This is a genomic window from Aquisediminimonas profunda, assembly GCF_019443285.1.
Classification (GTDB): domain Bacteria; phylum Pseudomonadota; class Alphaproteobacteria; order Sphingomonadales; family Sphingomonadaceae; genus Aquisediminimonas; species Aquisediminimonas profunda.
This window is the reverse complement of the sequence record NZ_CP080327.1, coordinates 893,112-908,419: the sequence shown is the minus strand read 5'-3', so window position 1 is coordinate 908,419 and position 15,308 is coordinate 893,112. Positions and strand designations below refer to the sequence as shown.

Annotated in this window: 14 protein-coding genes; 6 read left to right on the top strand and 8 right to left on the bottom strand. The window is 60.0% G+C overall.

Going from position 1 to position 15,308, the window contains the following annotated elements:
• Positions 1 to 52 precede the first annotated feature (52 nt).
• A complete protein-coding gene (locus K0O24_RS04630) occupies positions 53 to 841 on the top strand; it encodes an arginyltransferase (RefSeq protein ID WP_219894662.1) in 789 nt (262 codons plus the stop codon).
• A 44-nt stretch (positions 842 to 885) separates the two neighbouring features.
• On the opposite strand, the gene glnA is transcribed toward K0O24_RS04630, so the two are convergent.
• Together glnA and K0O24_RS04620 are read right to left on the bottom strand one after the other, a co-directional pair.
• Positions 886 to 2,295 (bottom strand): type I glutamate--ammonia ligase, encoded by a 1,410-nt coding sequence (gene glnA, locus K0O24_RS04625; RefSeq protein ID WP_219894661.1) that lies wholly within the window; start codon positions 2,293 to 2,295, stop codon positions 886 to 888.
• Between the two features lie 104 nt (positions 2,296 to 2,399).
• A complete protein-coding gene (locus K0O24_RS04620) occupies positions 2,400 to 2,738 on the bottom strand; it encodes a P-II family nitrogen regulator (protein ID WP_219894660.1) in 339 nt (112 codons plus the stop codon).
• 219 nt (positions 2,739 to 2,957) lie between these two features.
• Here K0O24_RS04620 and K0O24_RS04615 point away from each other — a divergent pair, with 219 nt between their 5' ends.
• Complete coding sequence (locus tag K0O24_RS04615; protein ID WP_246611127.1) at positions 2,958 to 3,506, top strand: GNAT family N-acetyltransferase; 549 nt, start codon at positions 2,958 to 2,960, stop codon at positions 3,504 to 3,506.
• 13 nt (positions 3,507 to 3,519) lie between these two features.
• On the opposite strand, the gene K0O24_RS04610 is transcribed toward K0O24_RS04615, so the two are convergent.
• Positions 3,520 to 4,695 (bottom strand): acyl-CoA dehydrogenase family protein, encoded by a 1,176-nt coding sequence (locus K0O24_RS04610; RefSeq protein WP_219894659.1) that lies wholly within the window; start codon positions 4,693 to 4,695, stop codon positions 3,520 to 3,522.
• 92 nt (positions 4,696 to 4,787) lie between these two features.
• Here K0O24_RS04610 and K0O24_RS04605 point away from each other — a divergent pair, with 92 nt between their 5' ends.
• Complete coding sequence (locus tag K0O24_RS04605) at positions 4,788 to 6,023, top strand: TCR/Tet family MFS transporter (protein WP_219894658.1); 1,236 nt, start codon at positions 4,788 to 4,790, stop codon at positions 6,021 to 6,023.
• Between the two features lie 11 nt (positions 6,024 to 6,034).
• On the opposite strand, the gene K0O24_RS04600 is transcribed toward K0O24_RS04605, so the two are convergent.
• The gene (locus K0O24_RS04600) at positions 6,035 to 6,793 is read right to left on the bottom strand and encodes a competence/damage-inducible protein A (RefSeq protein WP_246611126.1); all 759 of its coding nucleotides are present in this window, start codon (positions 6,791 to 6,793) and stop codon (positions 6,035 to 6,037) included.
• 83 nt (positions 6,794 to 6,876) lie between these two features.
• Between K0O24_RS04600 and map the strand changes: the two genes are divergently transcribed.
• A complete protein-coding gene (gene map / locus K0O24_RS04595; RefSeq protein WP_219894656.1) occupies positions 6,877 to 7,704 on the top strand; it encodes a type I methionyl aminopeptidase in 828 nt (275 codons plus the stop codon).
• Between the two features lie 199 nt (positions 7,705 to 7,903).
• Here map and K0O24_RS04590 read toward each other — a convergent pair whose 3' ends face one another.
• The 4 genes from K0O24_RS04590 to K0O24_RS04575 all read right to left on the bottom strand — a co-directional run bounded on the left by K0O24_RS04590 (position 7,904) and on the right by K0O24_RS04575 (position 12,412).
• The gene (locus K0O24_RS04590) at positions 7,904 to 9,256 is read right to left on the bottom strand and encodes a sensor histidine kinase (RefSeq protein ID WP_219894655.1); all 1,353 of its coding nucleotides are present in this window, start codon (positions 9,254 to 9,256) and stop codon (positions 7,904 to 7,906) included.
• On the bottom strand, positions 9,253 to 9,909 hold the full coding sequence (locus K0O24_RS04585; protein ID WP_219894654.1) for a response regulator transcription factor: 657 nt from the start codon (positions 9,907 to 9,909) through the stop codon (positions 9,253 to 9,255). Before K0O24_RS04585 ends, K0O24_RS04590 begins: the two co-directional genes overlap by 4 nt.
• A 108-nt stretch (positions 9,910 to 10,017) precedes the next feature.
• Complete coding sequence (locus K0O24_RS04580) at positions 10,018 to 11,328, bottom strand: NAD(P)-binding domain-containing protein (protein ID WP_219894653.1); 1,311 nt, start codon at positions 11,326 to 11,328, stop codon at positions 10,018 to 10,020.
• Positions 11,329 to 11,335: 7 nt separating this feature from the next.
• Positions 11,336 to 12,412, bottom strand: a complete 1,077-nt coding sequence (locus K0O24_RS04575) for a tetratricopeptide repeat protein (RefSeq protein WP_219894652.1) — start codon at positions 12,410 to 12,412, stop codon at positions 11,336 to 11,338.
• 205 nt (positions 12,413 to 12,617) lie between these two features.
• Between K0O24_RS04575 and K0O24_RS04570 the strand changes: the two genes are divergently transcribed.
• Both K0O24_RS04570 and K0O24_RS04565 read left to right on the top strand, forming a co-directional pair.
• Positions 12,618 to 13,541 (top strand): PIN domain-containing protein, encoded by a 924-nt coding sequence (locus tag K0O24_RS04570; protein ID WP_219894651.1) that lies wholly within the window; start codon positions 12,618 to 12,620, stop codon positions 13,539 to 13,541.
• Positions 13,541 to 15,103, top strand: a complete 1,563-nt coding sequence (locus K0O24_RS04565) for a cytochrome c3 family protein (RefSeq protein ID WP_219894650.1) — start codon at positions 13,541 to 13,543, stop codon at positions 15,101 to 15,103. The genes K0O24_RS04570 and K0O24_RS04565 overlap by 1 nt, the downstream gene beginning before the upstream one ends.
• Positions 15,104 to 15,308 lie beyond the last annotated feature (205 nt).

Genomic DNA, 15,308 nt, shown 5'->3' with positions numbered 1-15,308 from the left:
TTCCATAACGCACCAGCTATTCTCGTAACACCGTTTGGGAGACGGATCGGCCGTGACAGCACAATTCCGGTTTCCGAGATTTTTTGTCACCAGCCCGTCGCCTTGCCCCTATTTGCCAGGCAAGCAGGAACGCAAGGTCTTCACAGAACTGACAGGCGCCAACGCGAGCGAACTGAATGATGCCCTTGGCAAGATCGGCTTTCGTCGCAGCCAGGGTGTTGCCTATCGTCCGAGCTGCGGGGATTGTTCGGCCTGTATTTCCGTGCGCGTCGTGACACAGGAGTTCGCTCCGAACGCCAGTCAGCGCAAGGTTCTGAAACGCCATTCGGACCTTGAGGTCACCGCCGCCCAGCCCTGGTCAACCGATGAACAATACCAGCTGCTGCGGCAATATCTCGCCGCGCGCCACCCCGATGGCGGAATGGCTGGAATGGACGAAATCGACTTTGCCGACATGGTGGAACAGACGCCCGTCAACACCTTTGTGATCGAATATCGCGAACCGTCGGTCAACGGCATGCCGGGTCGACTGGTTGGTGCCTGCCTGACCGACCAGCAAGGCGACGGGCTTTCGATGATCTACAGCTTCTTTGCGGCGCAGGATGAGACGCGGGTGGGTCTCGGCAATTTCATCATCATGGACCATATCCTGCGCGCAGGTGCGGCCGGATTGCCCTATGTCTATCTTGGCTATTGGATCCAGGGTTCAAGCAGGATGGAATACAAGACGAAATTCCGGCCGATCGAGAGGCTCGGCCCAGACGGCTGGCATCGCTTCGATCCCGAACAGGGTGCGCAACCGACCCCCCCTCCAGCCATCCGGATTTCCCAGCTGGCCTAAAAAAAGGGGCGGCAGCCTTTCAGCCACCGCCCCGAATTTCTGGATCAGTAGGAATAATACATGTCGAACTCGACCGGGCTCGGCGTCATTTCCCAGCGGGCGACGTCTTCCATCTTGAGTTCGATATAGGATTCGATCTGGTCCTTCGAGAACACATCGCCCTTCAGCAGATAGGCGTGATCAGCCTCAAGCGCTTCGAGTGCTTCACGCAGCGAACCGCACACGGTCGGCACCTGCGCCAGTTCTTCTGGCGGCAGGTCATAGAGGTTCTTGTCCATCGCGTCGCCGGGATGAATCTTGTTCTCGATCCCGTCGAGCCCGGCCATGAACAGCGCGGCATAGGCAAGATAGGGGTTGGCCATCGCATCCGGGAAGCGAACCTCGACGCGCTTCGCCTTGGCCCCAGCGCCATAGGGGATGCGGCAGGATGCTGAACGGTTGCGCGCCGAATAGGCGAGCAGAACCGGCGCTTCATAGCCCGGGACGAGCCGCTTGTAGCTGTTCGTCGTCGGGTTGGTGAAGGCATTGACAGACTTTGCATGCTTGATGATGCCGCCAATGAAATAGAGGCACATGTCCGACAGGCCGGCATAGCCATTGCCCGCAAACAGTGGCTTGCCCTTCGCCCAGATCGACAGATGGGTGTGCATGCCCGAGCCGTTATCTTCCTTGATCGGCTTCGGCATGAAGGTGGCCGACTTGCCATAGGCCTGGGCCACCATGTGCACGACATATTTGTAGATCTGCATGCGATCTGCAGTTTCGGTCAGGGTGCCGAATGTCAGGCCGAGTTCGTGCTGGGCGGCCGCCACTTCGTGGTGATGCTTATCGCAGGGCAGGCCCATTTCGAGCATGGTCGAGACCATTTCACCGCGAATGTCCTGGGCTGAGTCAACCGGCGCGACCGGGAAATAGCCCCCCTTGGCACGCGGGCGATGGCCCATGTTGCCGCTTTCATACTTGGTACCGGTGTTGGTCGGCAGTTCGATATCGTCAAGCTTGTAGTATGACGTGTTGTAGCCATTCTCGAAGCGCACATCGTCGAACATGAAGAATTCGGCTTCGGGGCCGACATAGACAGTGTCACCAATGCCGGTCGACTTGAGATAGGCCTCGGCACGCTTCGCGGTCGAGCGGGGATCGCGGGCATAGAGCTCGCCCGTCGACGGCTCGACGATGTCGCAGAAGATGATCATCATCGGCGTGGCCGAGAAGGGGTCGACATACACAGAATCAAGGTCGGGCTTCAGGATCATGTCCGACTCATTGATGGCCTTCCAGCCGGCGATCGATGAACCGTCGAACATCAGGCCGTCGGTCAATTCGTCTTCGCCGATGACGCCTGCACACATGGTCAGATGCTGCCACTTGCCCTTGGGATCGGTAAAACGAAGATCGACCCACTCGATCTCTTCTTCCTTGATACGCTTCAAAACATCTGCCGGTTTGGCCATTTTTGCTTTCCTTCTCTGTTATGCGTTGCCCCTGCGAAGGCCGGGGCCTGTTTGGAGTACTAAATTCAGGCTGACCCCTGCCTGCGCAGGGGCGACGAACAGCTTCAGATTGCGTCGCCATCCTTCTCACCCGTGCGGATGCGCAGCGCGCTTTCCACCGGAATGACGAATATCTTGCCATCGCCAATGCGGCCTGTCTGTGCAGCATTCGCGATCGCTTCGACCACGCGCTGCGCCATTGCATCGTCGACGACGACTTCTAGTTTCACCTTGGGCAGGAAATCGACCACATATTCAGCACCGCGATAAAGCTCGGTATGCCCCTTCTGGCGGCCAAAGCCCTTTGCTTCGGTCACGGTAATTCCGGACACGCCCACTTCGTGCAGCGCCTCTTTCACATCGTCGAGCTTGAATGGCTTGATGATGGCTTCGATCTTTTTCATTTTTGCTTTCCTCGAGTCCCCGAAAACACCCTTTCGCTTTCAATAAGCGTGCCAAACACGATTCCGCAACAGGAGTCGCAATTCCGCGAAAGGATCGTTCAAATTGTGCCTCGTGGGCAAGCAAAGCCGAGACGATTGCCCATTTTTTGGGCAGATGAGCTTGCAAACGGATGGATTTCCGGCGCCACGGCGCTATGGAATCGCCTCTCCTCCTGCGTGATGAGAGACCGTAACATGTTCGATTTTCAGCCCCGATTAGAAGGCGCCCTGATTGTTATGCGGCCTATGGTAGAGGCCGATTTCGAACCGCTGTATGCTGTAGCGGCAGATCCGCTGATCTGGGCCATCCATCCAGTGCCCGAACGGGCCGAACGGGCCGTTTTCCGCAACTATGTCGATGATGCCTTTTCCGATCGCGGCGGGCTGGTCGCAATCGAGCGTTCGTCAGGCAAAATCGCAGGCTTCTCGCGCTATTCGCAACGCTATGTCGGCGAAGAGGAGATCGAAATCGGCTGGACTTTCCTTGCGAGGGCGCTGTGGGGCGGGGACCATAATCGCGACATGAAGCGGATCATGCTGACGCATGCACTTGCTCATTTTCCGCGCGTGATCTTTCGGATCGCAGAGAGCAATCTTCGTTCGCGTCGCGCGATGGAAAAGATTGGCGGCCAAGCAATCCCGTGGGATGAAACCGTGACGGCCTTCGGGCGAGCGGTTCCCTATGTTGCCTATGCGATCACTCGCGAGCGCTTCGCCACTTCGTTCTGACGGAACTGCAGCTTCAGAGCCCCAGCACTTGCCGCGCGATGATTCCCCGCTGGATCTCGTTTGATCCACCGTAGATCGAGGCTGCGCGTCCATTGAAGTAATGCGGTGCCGCGATCATCGCCGAGTTGCTGGTCAGCGCTGGCACACCGCTGCCCGGCTGGCGCGCCGCATGCTGGTCCGGCGCAGCATAATATCCTGCAACCTCGACAGCGAGTTCCTGGATACGCTGCTGCGTCTCCGTGCCCTGGATCTTCAGCATGGACGAGGCCGGCCCCGGATTTCGCCCCGAAGCGATCGCTGCCATGACACCGAGTTCGACAGCTTCAATCGCTCCAATCTGCGCCGCCAGGATCGAAATCTTGCGCCGGAATTGAGGCTCCTCCAGTAACCCTGCTTCACGGGCTGCTGCCTTGAGCTTGCCGAGCGCCGCGTGGAGACCGGCGGCATAGGCAACCGCACGCTCGAACTCCAGCAGGTATTTGGCAACTGTCCAACCCTGGTTCTCTTCCCCGAGCCGCCCGGATACGGGCACCCGCACGTCTTCGAAAAAGACCTGGTTGAAATCATGGTCATTGGCGATCGAGACAATCGGCCGAACGCTGATCCCGGGCGTGGCCATGTCGAGCAGCAGGAAGGTTATGCCCGCCTGTCGAGGTCCTTCGCGGCTTGTGCGTACAAGGCAGAACATACGGTTCGCGAAATGCGCGTGCGTGGTCCAGATCTTGGACCCGTTGAGGACATAAAAGTCCCCGTCGCGATCCGCGCGCAGTGCAAGTGCAGCCAGATCCGAGCCCGCCTGTGGCTCGGAATAGCCCTGGCACCAATAGTCTTCGCCCGAGAGAATGCGGGGCAGATAATGGGCCTTCTGCTCTTCTGTGCCGTAACGCATGATGCAGGGGGCGACCATCCGCAGACCCATTGGCGCGAGGCTTGGTGCTTCGGCGCGCGCGCATTCGCTGGCAAAGATATAGCGCTCTGTCTCATCCCAACCTGGCCCGCCATAGTCCGCCGGCCAATGCGGCGCGACCCAGCCGCGTGTCGCAAGGATGCGTTGCCAGGCCAGAGTATGGGGCTTGTCGATGAAGACGCTCGTCGCCCGCTCCGACACTTCCCGCAGTTCAGCCGTCAGGTTTTCGTCAAGCCACTGGCGGACCTCGGCGCGAAAAGCGTCATAATGGGAAGTGTTCATTGAAAGACCATAACAGGGCAGTTCCCGGAACTGCAACGGCCGGTTTTGGCTCCGCCCTTGACCGGGGGATTTTTTTAGGCCCCTGTGCCGGGATGAGCCGCCCCCCTTTGCCTGCTGCGATCAAGTTTGTTCTGGCGACAATGCTGGTGAATTCCATCGGCTTTGGCATCATCATTCCGTCCTTCCCGCAATTGATCATGTCGCTTGGACATGTCCCGCTGTCGCAGGCGATTGCGATCGGTGGATGGCTGTCGCTGACCTATGCGCTGTTCCAGTTTCTCTTTGGCCCAGTGATGGGCAATCTGTCCGACCGCCTGGGCAGGAGGCCGGTTCTCCTGGGATCGCTGTTCGGATTCGCGGTCGATTTCCTCGTCATGGCCTTCGCGCCGAGCCTTGTCTGGCTGTTTGCGACGCGGATGCTGACGGGCATTTTCGGGGCGACCAACGGGCCGTCCCAGTCCGTGATTGCGGATGTCACCGGACCGGACGATCGTTCGCGGCTGTTCGGCTATATCAGCGCAGCCTTCGGAGTGGGGTTCGTGGCCGGACCAGCACTCGGCGGGCTGCTTGCCGAATTCGATCCGCGACTGCCTTTCTATGCGGCAAGCGCCTTGGCGGCGGCAAACTTCGTCTACGGTGCCTTCGCCCTGCCCGAAACACTGGCCAAGGAGAACCGTCGCGCGTTCGACTGGAAGCGCGCCAATCCCGTCGGGGCGCTCCTGACAGTGCGCAAACTGCCGGGGCTGCTGCCCATTTCTGCCGTCTATCTGGCCTGGCAGCTGGCGAGCCTGATCTACCCCATGACCTGGTCCTATTTCACGATCGGGCGTTATGGCTGGTCCAATGCCATGATCGGCCTCTCACTGGCCCTCATGGGTGTCTCCATGGCGCTCACCCAGATCGTCTTTTCGTCCCGGATCATAGCCCGCTTCGGAGAGCGGCGGACCGCGACCATTGGCATGCTTGGTGGTGCACTGGGGATGATCGGCTTTGCCGTCACCACGAACGGCTGGCTTGCCTTTGCGATGATGCCCTTCCTGGCCGTCCAGTCACTGGTTCACCCCTGTCTGACCGCAATGATGTCACGGCGGGCAAATGCGACGAATCAGGGCGAAATCCAGGGCTTTGCGTCGAGCGTGATGGCTGTGGGGTCCGTCATCGCGCCAATGGTCTTCAATCCGGCCCTGTCCTGGTTCACTGGCCCCAAGGCGCCGTTCCAATTCTATGGTATTGCCTTTGTCCTTGCAGCGCTCTTCGCGCTGGCCGGGCTGGCGATACTCCTTGCAATAGCTCCTGCACAAAGGCCTGATCCGGCAATCGCGGACTAGGCCGACGTGCGTCAGATTCCGCCGTCAATCGCCTCATGGCCGATGGCATCGAGCGCAGCACCAAGGGCAGCCGCACAGGCATCGAGTGCGACCTGGTCCGTCGAACGGATCACGAAGTTGGACCCGACCTGGCCATGCCGAAAGAATGGGTAGCTCCCGATCTGGCAGCCCTCATGCGCCTTTTCGGTGTCGCCAAGAAGCTCCGCAATCTCGCTTTCCGCAACCCAGCAACCGATCGTGCGCGACAGAAGCGGCAGCCCGCCCTCAAGCGTTCCGGTCAGTGCATCAAGCATCCCCGCCGTAATGTGCGGCACGCCAGCCATGATGAAGATATTGCCATGGCGGATGCCCGGCGCGCCCGACATGCGATTGGGAATGAGTTCAGCACCATCGGGTACACGCGCCATGCGCAGGCGCGCTTCGGTAATCCCGCCACGGGCCTCATAATAACGGTGCAGCGCGGCGCTCGCTTCGGGATGAATGACAACACCCACCCCCAGGGCCGCAGCAATGGCATCAACCGTGATATCGTCATGTGTCGGCCCGATACCGCCAGTCGTGAAGAGATAATCGTTGCGCGCGCGCAGGATGTTGACCGCTTCGACGATGGCCTCCTGCACATCGGGCACGACCCGCACTTCGGTCAGTCTTATGCCCTGGATGTTCAGCCAGAGCGCGATCTGCGCAACATTCTTGTCCTGTGTGCGGCCAGAGAGAATTTCATCGCCAATGACGACAAGAGCGGCGGTCCAGATGCGTGTCGATGTCATGCTGGGTGCCATAGCGCGGAAGCGTGCAACAGCCAAATCCTGCAAGGCTCGCAAAATGATGGCGCCGCTGTTATATAACCGCCATGACCGATTATCAGACCGTTGGCCTCGACACGCTCCACGCCCGTAATGGGGCCATCAAACTGCATGGACCCGAAGGGTTCGAAGGCATGCGCAAGGCTGGCCGCCTTTCCGCGCAGATCCTCGACGCGCTGGTGCCGCTGATCGTGCCCGGCATCACGACTGAAGAGATTGACGACACGGTGCGCCGGATGACGCTGGAGGCCGGAGCAATCCCGGCGACTCTTGGCTATCGCGGCTATACCCACAGCTGCTGCACCTCGATCAACCATGTCATCTGCCATGGCATTCCGGGCCCGAAGGTCCTGCGCGACGGCGATATCGTCAACGTCGACGTGACGAGCATCGTCGATGGCTGGCATGGCGATACCAATCGCACCTATCTGGTGGGAGACGTGCCGATCAAGGCGCGGCGCCTTGTCGAAGTGACCTATGAGGCCATGATGCTCGGCATCGAACAGGCGCGGCCGGGCAACCGGCTGGGCGATGTGGCCCATGCCATCCAGAGCTTTGCCGAAAAGCACCGCTATGGCGTTGTGCGCGATTTCTGCGGACACGGCATCGGCCGACTGTTCCACGACGCCCCCGAAGTCGTCCACGCCGGCAGGCCCGGCACCGGGCCGGAACTGCGCCCGGGCATGTTCTTCACCGTGGAGCCGATGATCAACATCGGCCGGCCGGACTGCAAGGTGCTCGACGATGGCTGGACCGCCGTCACGCGGGACCGGTCGCTCTCGGCCCAGTTCGAACACTCGATCGGCATCACCGACGGCGCGCCGGAAATCTTCACCAAGAGCCCTGCAGGACTGGACTGTCCCGTTTTCGGTTAAGCGCCCGATCCACATTGCGCGCAAGGCTGGGCCGCGATGAGCATGAAGAGAACTTTCCTACGCGCCAAATCCACATGGCTTGATAGCTAGAAAAATGACACATGTTGCCTGCTGCCCATGCGGGGACCTGATGGCCAATCTGGACGGGGCAAGCGGCGGCGGGCGGATTGGCCTCAAACCAGCCCTCACCGCGGCAACATCACCGTCCCGCTGTGTTCAACCTCACGGCGACCTGCAGCCCGCCAAGGGGGGATTTGCCGAGTGTCACGGTCCCGTCGTACAGCTCGACAAGGTCGCGCACGATGGCAAGGCCGAGGCCAGAACCTGTGGCACTGTCGGTCAGCTGCTCTCCGACGGTAAAAGCCTGTTCGTAAAGCGCGGGATCGATGCCGGGGCCGTCATCATCGACCAGCAGCCGGACCATCGTCCCCTCGCGTTCCCAACTTGCGATCACGCGCGACCGTGCCCATTTGGCTGCATTGTCAAGCAGGTTGGAAAGGATCTCTGCCAGGTCCGTGGCGTCGATCTGGACAGTCTGGTCCGGGAAGTCTCCGCAACAGAACGCGATATCGCGATCCCGGTGCAGTCGGGACATGGCCGCAAGCACAGGCGTGATCGTTTCGCGCAGCGACGCGACCTGGCCGGGGGTGCGATCCACAGACGCCGCACGGGCGCGGGCAAGGTGGTGCTCGATCTGACGCTTCATCCGTTCGCTCTCGCGGATCAGAGTGGCCGCACTGTCCACATGCCCTTCTGCGGCAAGGCGCTCTGCCTCATCGAGGATGATGGTCAGCGGTGTCCTGAGCCCATGGGCCAGATTGCCAGCCTGCACCCGGGCCTTTTTGACGATCGCCGAATTGACTTCCAACAGATCGTTCAGGTCACTCACCAGAGGCGCGACTTCGGTCGGATAGTCACCCTGCATCACTGTTGTCCGTCCCGCCCGAACATCCGCAATCGCTTCTGACATGCGCCGCAGCGGGCGCAGGCCAAAGGCAATCTGTACAGCGCCTGTCGTCAGCACCACCAAGGCAAAGGCGATAAGGAGCCCGGCAAGTGGCCTTTCGAATTCTGCAAGCACGTCATCGAGCAGCCGGACGTCCGACGCGATCGACAAGTGCAGCGGGGGGCCGCCGCCCTTTACGGCAAGCGTCATGCCATATTCGAGTGTTTCGCCAGACGGGCCCTGCACCTGCGCCCAGGCGAACTTCGGGCTCCGCGCCAGTGTGCCGGACAAGGATCGGCCCGCCAATGACGGAGACCGAAGGGTCCGGTGGCCAAGCCGCTCGATCTGCCAGTAATAGCCCGATCCGGGCGGAATATAGCGGGGATCGGACAAGCGCCGCAGCATGACAGGATCACCCTGTGCATCAACGCGCACCAGAGCCGCGAGTTCATCAATATGAACCTGCAGCTCATCATGAAAACCTTGCGTCACATAGGCCCTGAAGAGCGCGGAGACGACCAGGCCGGTCAGAATGAGGCCTATGGCAATCCAGGCGAACGTGCTGGCAATGAAACGAAATTTCAGGCTGTTGAAAAAGCCGGTCACCGCTCGAATCGATATCCCAGACCGCGAATTGTCGTGATCGCAGATTTACCGATCTTGCGCCGCAGCCGCCCGACATGGACCTCAATCGTGTTCAGGTCTCGCTCGCTATCCATGGGATAAAGATGGTCCAGAATGTCCGGTTGTGCAATGATGTGGCCCGCGCGCAGCATGAACATCCGCAACAGCCGATATTCCATCTGCGTCAAATCGAGCAGTTCGTCGCCCTTCCAGACAGACTTTGCTGCGGGATCAAGCGTTATCCCGCCCGCCACGATCCGTGCGCCGGTATGGCCCATGGCCCGCCTCGAGAGCGCATGCAGACGCGCGATCAATTCCTCCGCCCGAACCGGCTTGACGACAAAATCGTCGCCGCCCGCATTCAATCCTTCGACCTTGTCCTGCCAGCTCCCGCGTGCACTCAGGATCAGGATCGGATTGGTGAGGCCTCGTTCCCGCCACTTGGAAATCAGTTCAATGCCACTCATGCCGGGAAGGCCGAGATCCACAACCAGGGTCGTGAACTTTTGGGGATCGGGCCAGTCCAGCGCTGTTTCCGCATCCGGCGCATGTTCGACAACAAAGCCGGCAGCAGCAAGCCGCGACATCAGTCGTCGGGATATTTCCGAGTCATCTTCAACTAGGAGAATCCGCATTGTGGCCCTTCGTTCGACACTGCGCTGCCTGACGAAGCTGCACCCATCCTGACAATTGGCAGAATCATTGCGGGACGGTGGATTGTATCCGGCGATGACGCAGTGACGTCAAACGGTTCCGAATTTCGTTTCGACCTCGATGCCGGTGCGCTTCAGAAATTCGGTGGGCAGGACGCCACCTGCACACACAATCACGGCGTCATTGGCAATTTCGAGAACACCCTGCGGCGTCCGGATCGCTACTGTGCGCATGGCAATGCGCTCCACATCTGACTCGAGAAGAACAGAGATTCTGCCGGCGGAAGCGGCAGCGTTCACGCGGTCGCGGTTCTTTTGACGAGCGCGGTCAAAAGCCTTGCCGCGATAGGCCAGTGTCACATGCGTTCCCGCCTCGTCCGAGATCGAGGCAGCCGCTTCGAGCGCGCTGTCTCCGCCACCGACGACAAGGACATGCTGGCCGCCATATTGCTGGGGATCAACAAGGCGATAGACGACCTTCGTGCTGTCTTCACCGGGAACGCCGAGGGTGCGTGGCGTGCCTCTTCGCCCGATGGCAAGCAGGACGGTCTTGGCGCGAAATTCAGACCTGTTCGTGCTTATGATGAAAAGGCCATTCTCGCGGGAAACCGAATCCACCCGTTCCTCAAAATCAATGCGCAGCCCCGTTTGCGCAACAACGCCCTCCCAGAACTCAAGCAGCTTTTCCTTGCTGATTTCTCCGAACTTGACCTTGCCGACCAGAGGCAATTCCGCCGGAGCAGTCATCACAAGCTTTCCACGCGGGAAATGCGCAACGGTTCCCCCGAGCGTGTCCTGCTCCACAATCCGGAATTTCAGCTTCTGCTCTGTCGCGCCCAGAGCCGCGGAAATGCCCGCCGGGCCGGCGCCGACAATCAGAAGATCAAGAACCTCGGGCCCGGCCTCAATCGCGCGGGCCTTGGCGGCGATGTGCCGGATCGCTTGGCGGCCCTGTTCAATGGCGTTGCGGATCAGTCCCATGCCGCCCAGTTCGCCAGCAATGAACAGGCCGGGCACGTTCGTTTCGAACTTCGGTGATACATGGGGGATGTCGACGCCGCGCGTTTCCGTGCCGAACACGAGCGAAATGGCATCGGTCGGACAAGAGGTGGCGCAGGCGCCATGACCAACACAATGCGAGGGTTCGATAAGCTTGGCCTTGCCGTCGATGATCCCGAGTATCGACTTTTCGGGGCAGGCTTTGACGCATGCCGCGCAGCCAAGACAAAGGGCCGGATCAATGACGGGGTGAAGGGAGGCCGGCTCGGTCAGGCCTGCGATCCGGGCCTCTTCCATCACCGCAAGTGCGCGCTTCGTCCGCCGACGCGACACGATGTAAAACGTCAGCCAGAGCCCAACGAGCGGAACCGCATAGGCAAGCAGAAGCGGATTGAAATGCATTTGTATGCTAGAGGCCCAGCTCGCTCGCCAAGGCGTTGACCTGAGCCAGCTTGGCCGGTTGGGATGCGAACGTCTTGCGCGCAGTAGCAAGGTCAGCCTTGGCCTGGGGCATGTCCTTCAGCACGACGCGCGAGCGAATGAGCTTCAGCCAGCCTTCGGCATCGTTGGGGTTTGCCTTGAGCTTTGCCGCCAGGCCATTGACCATCCCGTCGATCATCGACTGCTGGTCGGTCAGGGGAAGCGACGAAGCCGCCGCCACCTGCGCGGGATTTGGTCCGGACAATGGCGCCATTCCCGGCGTCAGGGACGCAGACGGAGCCGAAACAAGCCGCCCGGCGACGTTGACCCCGAGTTTCGCGGCCAGTTTTTCAATGCGCTGGCGCAGATCGACCTGCCAGGGCACGTCGGCGGACGCGCTGTTGGACAGCGCAATCCATTCATCAAGCGCTGCGCGTTCCTGACCATTCTGGGCCTTGTAGAGCGATGCAAGAAAACGGGCGCGCGGCTCTTTGGGGTCAAGCCGCAACGCCGTGTCGATATGGCCTTTTGCTTCAGGCGTCACGGTATCACCGGCAACCGACACCAGCGCCTCAGCATATCCCGCCTGTACATCGGCGCGTGCCGGCAGCAGCTTGACGGCCTTGGCATAGGCAAGAGCGGCTTCGGCTGGCTTGCCCGTACTCTGGAATGACCAGCCAAGCATCCGGAAGCCTTCTCCATCATTCGGATTCTTCTGAAGGCGCGCCTCCAGGCGGCTGATCATCGTGTCGACATCGTCAAGTTTTGCATCGGGCTGGCCGACTGCAGCGGCGCCCGCAGGCAGCGCAAGCGGGGTTTCCGCCGGGCCCTCAAGGCTGCGATATGCATAGATGCCGCCTGCCGCCAATACGAGGACGCCTGCCCCTGCAAAGGCCAGCCGCGGCGATATAATGCCGGCCTTCGGCTCTTTTGGCACTGCAGCCGGTTCCGTGGCCTGTTCGACCTCGGAAGATGTTGCTGCGCTGCTGGCATCCTGCCCGCGCGCCTGCACAAGCCGCATGATGGCGATGCCCAGGGCGAGTCCCGCCAGCCCTGTCAAGATCATGGGAATTAACATGGTTGACCCCTGCTCATATCGTTCATTCGGTGCGCCCTATGGCTTGGGATTGGCCCACTGCAATCAGTGAAGCTGACACCAAGCTGCATTTACGGCCTGTTCGCCGGTACTATGGTGGGAAAACAGGCCGAAACGAGCCGTTGTTTCGCGGCCAGATGTGAACTTTTCGCTAATGAAGCCACGCTAGAGAAAAGTGCCGACGGACAATGTGAGTGGATGGGAAAGCTGGATGACGCAAGCCATTGCCGAAACAGATTTGAAGACTGCCAAGCCGTTCCTGAAGCCTGCCCAACTCGAGAATGCTCTGTCTTTACTTGTCGGCCTTTCTGTCTCGGCCTTGCTTGCCTATGGGTGGCTCCACAGGGACAATCGCTGGATCAACCCCGAAAGCGGCATTGGTTACTGGCTCGGCATTTTCGGCGGCAGCATGATGCTGCTCCTGCTCGTCTACCCATTCCGCAAGCGCATCCGCATGCTCGCCGGCATCGGCAGTGTCGGCTTCTGGTTCCGCTTTCACATGTTCCTCGGCCTGATTGGCCCGGTCGCGATCCTCTACCACGCGCGCTTTTCCTGGGGAGCACTCAATAGTGCCGTTGCGATGGGCGCGATGCTGATCGTTTCCGGAAGCGGCCTCATCGGGCGGTATTTCTATTCGCGAATCCATCGCGGCTATTCGGGCAGAAAGCTTGAAGTGCGGGCTCTGCTGAAAGAGATGCATGAACTGCTGGACAGTCTGGCGGGACTTGGAAACGACGGGATTCTGATCCGGACGCGTCTCGAACCCTTTGAACAACGAACCGTCGTTGCCGGGGCCGGCTTCTGGACAAGCGCCTGGTCGGTTGTAAGCCTTGGCCTCAACACCCGGCTTGCCATGCGACAGCTGCGCAGCGATCTCGCCGCGACAGCACCGGCTGCAATGACCAGGGATGCCCGCGCCCATCATGACAAAAAGCGACTGGTTGCCCTTGCATCAGATTATCTCGATGCCGTCCGGCACGCCGCTGAATTCGCCTTTTACGATCGGATGTTCAGGCTCTGGCACCTGTTTCACCTGCCGCTCTTTTTCATCCTTGTCGTGACAGCGATCATCCACATTGTCGCGGTGCATATGTATTGATGGCGCGGTGGGTTCGCCTTCTTGCGATTGCCTGGCTGGCCTTTGCTGCGCACCTCGCCTTTGCCCAAGGCATCATGGAACGCCTGATCACGCCCGGTCCGCTGAGCAGGGCCCATGCAAAGCTCGAAGCCAATTGCGCCTCTTGCCATGAATCCTTTTCGCGCCAGGCGCAGAACGGAAAATGTCTTGCCTGCCATACCGGCATCGGCGCTGACATAAGAGGGGGAGCCGGATTCCACGGAAAATCGACCGCGCGATCACAAGCCTGCAAGACGTGCCACAGCGAACACCAGGGTCGCAACTTCCCCATTGTGCGGTTCACGCGCGCCGGCTTCAACCACCAGCTGACAGACTACCCCCTGCTCGGCGGCCACGCCAAGGCGACCTGCGCGGGCTGTCACGGCAATGGCGGCCATTTCCGAGGGGTCTCGACGGCCTGCGCAACCTGCCATGCGAAGAAGGACCCGCATCTGGGCCGCCTCGGGAAGGCCTGCCAGACCTGTCATGACGTCAACAGCTGGAAGCAACCCTTGCCGTTCGATCACCGGTCGACGGGCTATGCACTGACCGGCGGCCACAGGACAGCCGCCTGCCTTTCCTGCCATGCCGGGCAACGCTGGGCCGGGACGCCCTCACAATGCATCGCCTGCCACGCAAAAAAGGATGTGCACAACGGCTCTCGGGGAACAAATTGTGCCAGCTGCCATTCGCCGGCAGGGTGGAAGGCAACATCGTTCGATCACAACACGGATACCGGCTTTCCCCTGATCGGTCGGCACGCGTCAACCGGGTGTGCTTCATGCCATGGCGTCGGCAACACGATCCGGAAGCCTTCAAGGGCCTGTGTGGCCTGCCACATCAAGGATGATGTCCACAAAGGCAGCAATGGCACCGAGTGCGCGCGCTGCCACAACAGCCGCGACTGGAAGCAGGCAAGCTTCGATCACAACACGATGACCCGTTTTGCCCTGCGCGGCGCGCACGAGCCGCTTGCCTGCGGCGCATGTCACAAGCAACCGCCACGCGTCGTCAAACTGTCGGTAAGCTGTGCGAGCTGCCACGCGGATGACGATGTCCACAAAGGCAAGTTCGGCGCAGCGTGCGAGAGTTGCCACAATGCGATCGGCTGGAAGGAAAAGGTCTCCTTCGATCATGCCCTGACCCGCTTCCCGTTGCTGGGCAAACATGCGGCCGTCGCATGCACACAATGCCATGCGGACAAGAGTTTCGCCGCCAAGGGTGTAACCTGTGAATCCTGCCATGCAGACGATCACCACGCAGGTGCCCTGGGCACTCCGTCAAAGTGTGCGCGCTGCCACACGGTCAACGGCTGGAAGCTGTGGAGTTTCGATCATGATGGTGCGACACAATTTCCGCTGACCGGCCAACACAAGGGACTGATCTGTTCGGCCTGCCATGCAAAAGCCGAAGATCCGGCAAAGCTGCAAAAGGATTGCGTCGCCTGCCATAAGCAGGACGATATTCACAAGGGAAGCTTCGGAGACAATTGTGAACAGTGTCATGTGACTACAAATTTCAACCAGATAACAATGCGTCGATAGGAAATCACAGTATAATTATGGGTGAACATAAGTAATACTGTATTTTTACTTTGAGATGAACGAAACTGTCACGAAGCTGACAATCCATTCTTTTGCGCGATAGGTTGATTCAACAGCGGGATAAACCGCCCTAACTTTCGATCGCGGATTATATTAACCATTCCCGATAATAAGCTGTTTCAGTCCTTGGGTCGATGAGAGGATT

Coding starts and splice junctions, on each gene's coding strand:
- K0O24_RS04610 (WP_219894659.1), bottom strand. CDS start 4,695: ATGAACACTTCCCATTATGACGCTTTTCGCGCCGAGGTCCGCCAGTGG.
- K0O24_RS04600 (WP_246611126.1), bottom strand. CDS start 6,793: ATGACATCGACACGCATCTGGACCGCCGCTCTTGTCGTCATTGGCGAT.
- K0O24_RS04615 (WP_246611127.1), top strand. CDS start 2,958: ATGAGAGACCGTAACATGTTCGATTTTCAGCCCCGATTAGAAGGCGCC.
- K0O24_RS04575 (WP_219894652.1), bottom strand. CDS start 12,412: ATGATCTTGACAGGGCTGGCGGGACTCGCCCTGGGCATCGCCATCATG.
- K0O24_RS04565 (WP_219894650.1), top strand. CDS start 13,541: ATGGCGCGGTGGGTTCGCCTTCTTGCGATTGCCTGGCTGGCCTTTGCT.
- map (WP_219894656.1), top strand. CDS start 6,877: ATGACCGATTATCAGACCGTTGGCCTCGACACGCTCCACGCCCGTAAT.
- K0O24_RS04620 (WP_219894660.1), bottom strand. CDS start 2,738: ATGAAAAAGATCGAAGCCATCATCAAGCCATTCAAGCTCGACGATGTG.
- K0O24_RS04580 (WP_219894653.1), bottom strand. CDS start 11,328: ATGCATTTCAATCCGCTTCTGCTTGCCTATGCGGTTCCGCTCGTTGGG.
- K0O24_RS04585 (WP_219894654.1), bottom strand. CDS start 9,909: ATGCGGATTCTCCTAGTTGAAGATGACTCGGAAATATCCCGACGACTG.
- glnA (WP_219894661.1), bottom strand. CDS start 2,295: ATGGCCAAACCGGCAGATGTTTTGAAGCGTATCAAGGAAGAAGAGATC.
- K0O24_RS04605 (WP_219894658.1), top strand. CDS start 4,788: ATGAGCCGCCCCCCTTTGCCTGCTGCGATCAAGTTTGTTCTGGCGACA.